Here is a 9,517-nt window from a genome sequence, read left to right on the forward strand (position 1 = left end):
GTGACGGCGCGGCGCCGCGTCGGTGAGGCGCGACGCCGCGTCGGTGAGGCGCGACGCCGCGCGGGCGTCAGGCTCGCTCGAAGTGAAGCGGCTGCTACGCGCGGCCGCGCGCACGGCGGCGGCGGCCGGCGAGCAGCAGGAAGCCGAGGCCGAGCAGGCCGAGCCGGGCGGGCGCGCCGTCGGACGTGGCGCCCGCGCGGCAGGCGCAGGACGAGTCGGGCTTCAGCTCGCTCGTGTCGCCGCCGCCGCCCGCGCCGCCGGCCGGCGACGTGGGATTCCCGTTGTCGTCGCCCAGGCCGATGTCCTCGTCGATGGTCCCGCCGCTCGCCGCCGAGGTGCTCATGGAGAGCACCGGCTCGCCGCACGCTCCGTTGACGCACGGGGCGTTGCCGGGGCAGACGACGCCCGCGCAGGCGTCGACGCAGGCCCCGGCCCGGCAGAGCTGCCCCGCGGGGCACGTCACGCCGTCGCAGCCGGCGTCGAGGCAGTGGCCGCTGTCCGCGCACTCCTTGCCGGCCCCGCAGGTGCGGCAGCCGCAGTTCGACTGGCAGATGCCGCGCTCGCACACCATGCCTTCGTCGCACTCGACCGAGGCGCAGAGATCGACGCAGCGCCCGAGCTGGCACTCCTGGTTGCCGGGGCAGACGACGCCGTCACACCCGCCCACGCAGAGGCCGCCGACGCAGATCTCGCCGCCCTCGCACGCGACGCCCACGCAGGCCGCCTCGACGCAGAGGCCCTCGTCGCAGACGAGGCCGGCGTCGCAGACGACCTCGCCGCGCCCGCAGTACGGCACGCAGTTGCCGCGGTTGCACACGAGCCCTTCGGCGCAGAGCCCCTCGGCGTTGTCGACCTCGCCGTCGCAATCGTTGTCGATGTTGTCGCAGCGCTCGGCCTGCTCGCCGGGCTCGAGGACGGCGTGGCACGCGACCTCGCCGTCGGTCGCGCAGCCCGTCCTGCCCACGGCGCAGGCGCCCGGCTGGCCCGTGTCGCAGACCTCGCCGCCGCCCTGGCAGGTCACGCCGGTGATGTAATAGACGAAGTCGTTGAAGTCGCCGTCGTTCGTGCTGCCGCCGCTGCCCCGCCAGCTGGTCGGGGTCACGGGCAGGTCCTCGAACGCGACATAGAACGCGTCGGGCGTCTTGGTCGACGTGTAGATCAGCGTGGTGACCCACGGCTGGGCCGGCGTGCAGTTCGTACACTGCGTGTTCAGCTCGGCCTGCGAGAACTTCGTCTGCGTGCACAGGGTGCTCGGGCTGCCGATCAGCGCGAAGCCGACCAGGCCGCCCGCGTACCGCGGGTCCTGGCGGATGTCCTCCGCCGAGAAGCTCCGCGGGGTCCAGTCGTGCTGCCCCACCTGCGTGGTCATCATCGTGGCCAGAGGGCAGAAGTCGCCGTCCTCGCAGTTGAAGGCCTCCGACGGGTTCGCCGGGATGAGCTCGTAGATCTGGTTGTCCGGCGGGCGCATGCCGCTCGCGGTCGCGTTGTACCAGCCGAACGCGACCCGACAGCCGCCGCCGCGCAGCACGAGCTCCCCCGTGAACCCGCAGAGCGGCGAGAACACGCCCGGCTCGATGCTCGCATCGTCGACGGGGTCGATCGTCTCGCCCCGGTACATGAAGAGCCCCTCCAGCGTCACAGCGTCTTCCGGGAAGCCTCGGCCCCTGACGAGGCCGAGCTCGTTCTCGCCGACCGGCTGGGGCATGACCTCGCCGGTCGGCTGACGGACCTGCGCGCTCGCGAGCGCAGGCCACGCGGCCGGGGCGAGCGAGAGGGCCAGAGGCAACGCGGCGCGCGCCGCGCGAGAGAAGTTCAAGAAAGCGCTGTGTGGCATGTGCGCACTTTACACCTCCTCGAGAGCTCGAGGCGTAGAACATTCCACCTCTCCGCGACCCCGCAAAGTTGCAGTAAGGTTGTTCCTGCGCCGCCGCTGCCGCGAATTTTTTATGACCAAGAGATCGCTGCGCGTTTATCTGATCGCCCACCACGACGGCCGCTTCACCGGCATCTTGCTGCGCGCGTGGGGCTTCGTCCTCGATCGGCCGGCCCCGGCGGCGTACGGCGCCTCCGAGGAGGACGTCCTCCGCCGGCTGGAGGCCGAGCTCCACGCGCGGATCGCGACGGGCGACGACGATCTGGATCGTTATCTCTGGGAGGAGTCCTTCGAGGTGCGGTCGCTGAGCGTGGACGTGCACCCGCAGACGACCGTGAAGCGGACAGCCGTCGTCGGGCGGCGCCGGATCCCGCTGCGGCTCACGTACCTCGCCAGCAAGCTGGCCGAGGGCGGCTATCGCGTGATGCTCCCGCGCTTCGGCTGGTCGGTGGTGCTCGAGGATCTCTCGATCGCGCCCGACGTGCTGCGGCAGCTGGTCACGAGCGGGCTGCTCGGCGAGTCGCCGCGGTCGCTCTTCGATTTCCGGCGGGAGGGCGAGGAGGTCGTGCGCCCGTGGTCGCCGCGCCTGCCGTCCGCCGCCGAGGCGACCGGCCGCCGCCCGCGGGACGAGCGCCCGACGCTCGGCGCCGTCGCGGAGGATCTCGTGGAGAAGGCCGCGCGCCAGCGGCTGCCGCTCGCGGTCGGCGAGTCGGAGGAGCTCGAGCGGGCGCTGCCGCTGTTCTTTGAGGCCACGCGCGGGGCACAGCGGGGGGCGCGCGGAACGAGCGGGGCGGGCGGAACGTCGAACGAGCCGCCGCCGTCGATCCTGCTCGTCGGCGGCCCCGGCGTCGGCAAGACGACGTGGGTCTACCGGCTGGCGCGGCGGTTCGCGGCGTGGCGGCGGGACAAGGCGCGCGCGGGCTCGCCCGGCCTGTTCAGCACCTCGGCCGACCGGCTGCTCGCGGGGATGACGTACCTCGGGATGTGGCAGGCGCGGTGTCTCAAGCTGGTGAGCGAGCTGTCGCACGAGGGGGATCTGCTGCACGTCGGCGCGCTGTTGCCGCTCCTCAGGCCGCAGCCGGACGGCGCCTCCATCGGCGAGGTGTTCTTGCCGGCGCTCCGGGGCGGCGAGGTGAGCCTCATCGCGGAGTGCACCGAGCCGGAGCTGGAGGCGTGCCAGCGCCGCGCCGCCTCGCTCGTGTCGTGCTTCCAGATCGTCCGGCTGCGCGAGCCGGATCCCGCCGCCGTCCCCGCGCTGCTCGCGGAGTACGAGGCGCGGAGGGACGCGCGCGTCCGGCTGCACCCGGCCGGCAAGAAGCGGCTGGTGCAGCACCTGTCGATGTTCCGGCGCGACGTGCTGTTCCCGGGCAAGGCGTTCCGCTTCTTCGACTGGCTCGCACAGGAGTCGTCCCCGCGGGCCGGCGCGGAGGCGGCGGCGGGGGCGACAGCGGCCATGGGGGCGGCGACAGCGGGGATGGAGGCGGCGGGGGCGCGTGTGCTTTATCCGCGGGACGTCTCCGAGGCGTACGCGCGCCACTCGGGGCTGCCGATCGAGCTGATCGCCGACGAGGTGCCCGCGAGCGCGTCGGCGATCGCGAGCGGGCTGAAGCGCCGTGTGATCGGGCAGGACGAGGCGTGTGACACCGCGGCGCGGGTGCTCGCGCGCTTCAAGGCGGGGATGAACGATCCGGAGCGGCCCTGCGGCACGTTGCTCTTCGTCGGGCCGACCGGCGTCGGCAAGACGGAGCTCGCGAAGGAGCTCACGCGCGCGATGTTCGGCGACGAGGGCCGGATGATCCGGCTCGACATGAGCGAGTACCGGCTGCCCGGCGCGTCGGCGCGGCTGCTCGACGCGGGGCCGGACGCGACGACGCTCGCGCAGCGCGTGCGGCAGCAGCCGCTGTCGCTCGTGCTGCTCGACGAGATCGAGAAGGCCCACCGCGAGGTGTTCGACCTCCTGCTCGGGATCCTCGGCGAGGGCCGGCTGACGGACGAGGACGGCCGCCACGTGGACTTCCGGATGGCGCTGATCGTGATGACCTCGAACCTCGGCGTCGCAGACCGCGCGCCGGTCGGCTTCGGCGGCGAGGACGGCGCCGCGCACGCGCCGCCGGGGCCGCGGCGCGCGGCGCCGGCGGGCGTGCGCGAGCACTTCCGGCCGGAGTTCGTGAACCGCATCGACCACGTCGTCCAGTTCCGGAGCCTCGGGCGGGACAGCGTGCTCCGGATCGTGGATCTCGAGCTCGAGAAGGCCGAGGCGCGCACCGGGCTCGTGCGCCGGAACCTGCGGCTCCGGGTGCTGCCCGAGGCGCGGGCGCGCCTCGCGGAGGTGGGGTTCGATCCGCGGCGGGGGGCGCGGCCGCTCAGGCGCGTGATCGAGGAGCAGGTGATCACGCCGATCGCGGCGCGGATGGCGGAGGACCCGGGGTGCAGGGATCGAGAGATCGTCGTGGCGGGCGAGGGCGCGGGGATCGAGGTGCGGTTCGGGTAGACCGGCCGCCGCGAGGAGGGCGGCGGAGCGCTCGCGCGCTCGCGGTCGTGGTAGAACCGGGCACGGAGGTCCGCGGTGCCGCAGCGAGACATGTACCATGGAGTCGTGAAATCCGCCTTGGTCGAGGAGGGATGGACCATCACGCACGATCCTCTCGTGGTTCCGTTCGGGATCCATAACCTCTACGTCGATCTCGGTGCAGAGCGCCTGATCGCGGCCGAGCGCCCAGGCGAGCGCATCGCCGTCGAGATCAAGAGCTTCGCTGGCGCTTCTGAGGTGGCTGACATGCAGCAAGCGCTCGGCCAGTACTTGATGTACCGGAGCTTGCTTCGCCGCACGGAGCCCGACCGCAGCCTTGTTCTGGCGGTTCCAGCCGACGCCTTTGACACCATCTTCGGCACCGACCTGGGCCGCGCGATCTTGGACGATTACGCGCCCATCGTACTGGTCTTCGATCCGCAGAGGGAGGTGATTCGACAATGGGTGAAGAAGTAACGGCCTCCGCCGGGGCAGCGTCCTATGCGGACGTGGTGAAACGGATTTTAAGCGCGTACGCCGAGCTCAAACCGAGTTACGGTGAGGTCGAGGTCGAGGCCATCTTCGACGACGCCCAGGGGCACTACGAGCTCATGTACGCGGGCTGGGCTGGAGGGCGCCGCGTCCATGGGAGCGTCATCCACGTGGACCTGCGGGGCGGGAAGATCTGGATCCAACACGACGGGACCGAGCACGGGATCGCAGCAGAGCTCCTGGACGCGGGGATCCCGAAGGAGCATATCGTGCTCGCGTTCCAGCCGCCGGAGAGGCGAAAACACACACCGTTCGCAGTGGGATAACCGACCACCTTCGTTCAGTGAGCTTCTGCCGCCTCGGCCGGCGGCTCGGCCGCGGCGCCGGCCTCGTCGTGCGCGATGGCCCACACGAACTCCGGGATGAGCGCGAGCGAGTGCGGGTCCTGCGTGACGCCGATGAGGCCGCTGATGAAATCGAGGGGGTGCTCCCGGCGCTGCGCGTCGACGAACCGGAGCGACGTGCTCGTCAGCCCGGGCGGGAGCCGGTTGAACCCCGGTCCCTGCGGTTTGGCCAGCGCGGCGAGCGGGCTGCTCCGGGCCTCCGCCGCCTTCCAGCGATCGAGCCAGTCGTCGAGGTGCGGGTTCGGGATGAAGTGATCCGCGGGCCAGGCGCGCAGGTAGGGAAAGAGCACGTGGATCCAGCCGGTGAGCTCGTCCGCGGCGTTCTCGTACCGGAAGAAGGAGCGCCAGAACGCCGGGTCCTGGCGGCCCTCCGCCGAGGCGACGACCTGGTCGAGCACGGGCAGGAGCGCGCGAGTCCAGCGCTCGGCGCCGAACTGGCCGAACGCCGCCGCGCGCCGGCGCACCCAGCGCCAGTCGTCCGCGGTGCCGACCAGGTAGACGCGCGGGATGCCGCGGCTCGGAAACTCGAGGTCGGCGGGGAAAGGCGGCTCCCACTCGTAGTCCGGCACGAACGGGGTCATCACGGTGAGCTCCGAGGCCACCCGCTCGACTGGTCCGGTGGTCGAGAAATTGGCTGTCACGAGCTCCCACAACTTCCCGACCCGCGCGGCGATCTGGGTGGAGAACTCCGGGAACGTGACGGGCCACGGGTTCAGCTGGCCGAGCGTGAAATCCTGCCGATCCAGCCGCAGCTCGAAGGCGCGCTCGTCGAGGAGGAACTGGCGCCGCTGCTCCTCGCTCGCGGCGATGTGCAGCGTGAACCCCCGCGCCAGGCAGAACCAGATCACGTCCGGCGACAGCACGAGCGAATAACGCTGGGTGAAGGCCATGTAGGCCGCCTGGACGAGCGGGTGCACGTCCGTGCGCCCGACGAGCGGCAGGCGATGTCGGAAGGCGGCCTCCACGGGCGAGACGAGCAGGCTCTGCACCGCGGCCTCCTCGTCGAACACGGGCAGCGGCGCCGTGGAATGCTCGACATCGGCAACGGCGATCGTCGTGATGCTCATGGTTCCTCGTCCGTCCTCCTGGCCCTGCGCGCGACGGCTGCACGCACCGCGCTGCCCTCTCGTACCTCGTACACGAGGGCGCCGGGCGAAACAACTCGGCCCGGGCGGGGCGCCAGGCCGCCCGGGCTCGCTCGGCCGTGGGCTCGCCTCGGGCGCCTCGGAGGCCGCACCCAGCGCGGTGGCGCGCAGGGGGTGGCGCGGCGGCGCGACAGCACGTTCGGTTCGTCGCTACACGACCGAAACAAATCAACCACAGCAGAACATTCCAGCACGATTGGTGCGCCGGCGGATGTCCATGATTTGAAGGGATCCCCTGCTCGTCGCGCCGGCTGCAATCGCCGCACGTGTCGCACGTGCACGCCGGGCGCTGGTCGTGCGGGATCGCGGCGGTGGCTGCTGGAGCGCGGTCATGGGTGTACCGCGCGGATCACAGGTGGATCGTCGCCCTCGCCGCAGGCGGCTCCATGGCGGCCGGGGCTCGGTGGACGTGCATGACCTGGAACGGCGCGGTGCGCGTGGGACCGCGGGTGGAGGCGCTTGGCAGCGCGGTGGTTTCGGGGCAATCATTGGCCATGCCCAGGGGTTCTCGCAGTGGGTCGTCGTCGTCGGCGGCCAGCATTCGGGCGTGGCTGGGCAACCAGGCGAAGGGCGCCGGCGGTTTCGCACATTCACCTGCCGGCGGGACCACCCCGGCCGACGGAGCCATCACGTCCAGCCTGGGTGGCACGAATACGGCCGCGAACCCGTCCGCGGGCTCGGCTCCGGCGACGGCCTCGACGTCGAGCGCCGCCCCCGGCTGGGATCCCGTCACCCGCAAGGCCATCAAGCCCCCGAGCTCGACCTCCCCGAGCGCGACGACGGCGCCGACCAACACGTCGCCCACGACGACGGGGAGCGGCTCCGGAACCGCGACGACCGGCAATGGCGGGTCCAATGTGGGTCGAGCGCCGACCAGCACGCCGACATCGCCGCCTTTCGGGTCGAGACCGGGCGATGTCCCCCGCAGCGATGTCGGCGTCGCCCCGAAGCCGAATGTCCCGCCGCGGAACATCCCCGCGACGCCTTCTTCCGCGCTCCCCAACACCAATAGCCCGACGACGCCGAGCGCGCCGCCGCGGAACATCCCCGCGACGCCCTCTTCCGGGCTTCCCAACACCAATAACCCTACCAGCCCTGCACCCTCGCAGGGAAGTTCCACGCCGCAGCCGAGTCTTCCCAAGGGAGATGGCGCGCAGGGCCCCAGGGCTGGCGGCCCGCAGGCCAGTCCGGCGACCAACAATCCGCCCACGAGCACGCCCGCCCAACCAAGCCCGAGCGAAACGGCCGGCAAGGCACCCGCGACCGAGACCGCTCCGAAGAACGGGACGTCGCCTCAGACCCCGCCCAAGACGGGTGAGGCTGGCGCAAAGCCTGGACAACAGAGCCCCTCCACGGCGAAGCCCGAAGGCGCGACGCAGGGTGGGTCCAACCAGCCATCGGCCCCCAAGGCTCCGGACACGACAAGCGGCAAGGACAATGGTGCCAAGGACACCAAGGGCCAGGAGACCAAGGGCCAAGAGACCAAGGGCCAGGAAACCAGGGGCCAGGAAACCAAGGGCCAGGAAACCAAGGGCCAAGAGACCAAGGGCCAAGAGACCAAGGGCCAGGAAACCAAGGGCCAAGAGACCAAGGGCCAAGAGACCAAGGGCCAGGAGACCAAGGGCCAGGAGACCAAGGGCCAAGAGACCAAGGGCCAGGAGAACAAAGGCCAAGAGACCAAGGGCCAAGAGACCAAGGGCCAAGAGACCAAGGGCCAGGAAACCAAAGGCCAAGAGACCAAGGGCCAGGAAACCAAGGGCCAAGAGACCAAGGGCCAGGAAACCAAGGGCCAAGAGACCAAGGGCCAGGAAACCAAAGGCCAAGAGACCAAGGGCCAGGAAACCAAGGGCCAAGAGACCAAGGGCCAGGAAACCAAGGGCCAGGAAACCAAGGGCCAAGAGACCAAGGGCCAGGAAACCAAGGGCCAAGAGACCAAGGGCCAGGAAACCAAGGGCCAGGAAAGCAAGGGCCAAGAGACCAAGGGCCAGGAAACCAAGGGCCAAGAGACCAAGGGCCAGGAAACCAAGGGCCAAGAGACCAAGGGCCAAGAGACCAAGGGCCAGGAAACCAAAGGCCAGGAAACCAAAGGCCAGGAAACCAAGGGCCAAGAGACCAAGGGCCAGGAAACCAAAGGCCAAGAGACCAAGGGCCAAGAGACCAAGGGCCAGGAAACCAAAGGCCAGGAAACCAAAGGCCAGGAAACCAAGGGCCAAGAGACCAAGGGCCAGGAAACCAAGGGCCAAGAGACCAAGGGCCAGGAAACCAAGGGCCAAGAGACCAAGGGCCAGGAAACCAAAGGCCAGGAAACCAAGGGCCAAGAGACCAAGGGCCAGGAAACCAAGGGCCAGGAAACCAAGGGCAAAGACGACCCCTCCAAGGACACCAAGGGTAAGGACGACCCCTCCAAGGACACCAAGGGCAAGAACAACGGTCAAACCCCAGGGAAGACCGACCCGCTCAAAGACTTTGAAAAGAAGATCATGGAGAAGAACAACACGTGGTCTTCTCCACGCACGCAAGACGACAAGCGGGAAGCCGTCGAGCTTGTCACCGATCTATTGCAGATGCTCGGCATAGACGCCAAGGTCGTCGATCCGGCGGGCGATCAAGACGAGGACCCGCATGGCACCGATCACTCCACCTGCACATGCGTCCGTTGATCCGGTGCGACACGGACACGCCCCTCCCGCTCGCGGGGTCGGGCACCAGCTGACGGCAGGCAACCCGCTCCGCCTGCCGCTGCGCGGGCGCGCTCCGCCTGCGCGGGCGCGCTCCGCCTGCCTCCTCGCCAGATAACGATTCAAAGACGCCTACACCCCGCGATCGGGACCGCAGCCAGCGACCACTCCGCCAGTCACAGCAGAATATTCCAGTACTGACGCTGCGCTGGTGACTGCCTGAAGCGGAACAGATCGCCTGGTCGGCGGGTCGACCGCAATCGCTGCGCCTGTCGCACATGCACGCCGGACGACGAGCGTCGCATACCGGCGCGAATCGCAGGCGAAAGGGCGCCGTGAATGCAGGCGGATCCGAAGCGAGCAGGCGCTGGCGGAGCCGGAGGGCGCAGAACGGCACGCTCCGGCCGTGACGGCGG

6 protein-coding genes are annotated in these 9,517 nt (G+C 70.2%); 4 read left to right on the plus strand and 2 right to left on the minus strand.

What is annotated here, in order from left to right:
- Nucleotides 1–94: 94 nt before the first annotated feature.
- Complete coding sequence (locus WMF43_RS40385; RefSeq protein ID WP_437673213.1) at nt 95–1,834, minus strand: MYXO-CTERM sorting domain-containing protein; 1,740 nt, start codon at nt 1,832–1,834, stop codon at nt 95–97.
- Between the two features lie 112 nt (nt 1,835–1,946).
- Here WMF43_RS40385 and WMF43_RS40390 point away from each other — a divergent pair, with 112 nt between their 5' ends.
- The 3 genes from WMF43_RS40390 (at nt 1,947) to WMF43_RS40400 (ending at nt 5,200) form a co-directional block, all read left to right on the plus strand.
- The gene (locus tag WMF43_RS40390) at nt 1,947–4,364 is read left to right on the plus strand and encodes an AAA family ATPase (protein ID WP_437673214.1); all 2,418 of its coding nucleotides are present in this window, start codon (nt 1,947–1,949) and stop codon (nt 4,362–4,364) included.
- A 90-nt stretch (nt 4,365–4,454) separates the two neighbouring features.
- Nucleotides 4,455–4,859, plus strand: a complete 405-nt coding sequence (locus WMF43_RS40395; RefSeq protein ID WP_437684191.1) for an element excision factor XisH family protein — start codon at nt 4,455–4,457, stop codon at nt 4,857–4,859.
- On the plus strand, nt 4,844–5,200 hold the full coding sequence (locus WMF43_RS40400) for a XisI protein (RefSeq protein ID WP_437673215.1): 357 nt from the start codon (nt 4,844–4,846) through the stop codon (nt 5,198–5,200). Before WMF43_RS40395 ends, WMF43_RS40400 begins: the two co-directional genes overlap by 16 nt.
- A gap of 14 nt (nt 5,201–5,214) precedes the next feature.
- Here WMF43_RS40400 and WMF43_RS40405 read toward each other — a convergent pair whose 3' ends face one another.
- Nucleotides 5,215–6,345 (minus strand): DUF4419 domain-containing protein, encoded by a 1,131-nt coding sequence (locus tag WMF43_RS40405; RefSeq protein WP_437673216.1) that lies wholly within the window; start codon nt 6,343–6,345, stop codon nt 5,215–5,217.
- Between the two features lie 491 nt (nt 6,346–6,836).
- Between WMF43_RS40405 and WMF43_RS40410 the strand changes: the two genes are divergently transcribed.
- Nucleotides 6,837–9,083 carry a hypothetical protein gene (locus WMF43_RS40410; protein WP_437673217.1) on the plus strand — a complete coding sequence of 749 codons (2,247 nt, stop codon included), beginning with the start codon at nt 6,837–6,839 and terminating at the stop codon, nt 9,081–9,083.
- Nucleotides 9,084–9,517: the final 434 nt, after the last annotated feature.

The organism is Sorangium sp. So ce131 (assembly GCF_051519095.1).
GTDB lineage: Bacteria > Myxococcota_A > Polyangia > Polyangiales > Polyangiaceae > Sorangium.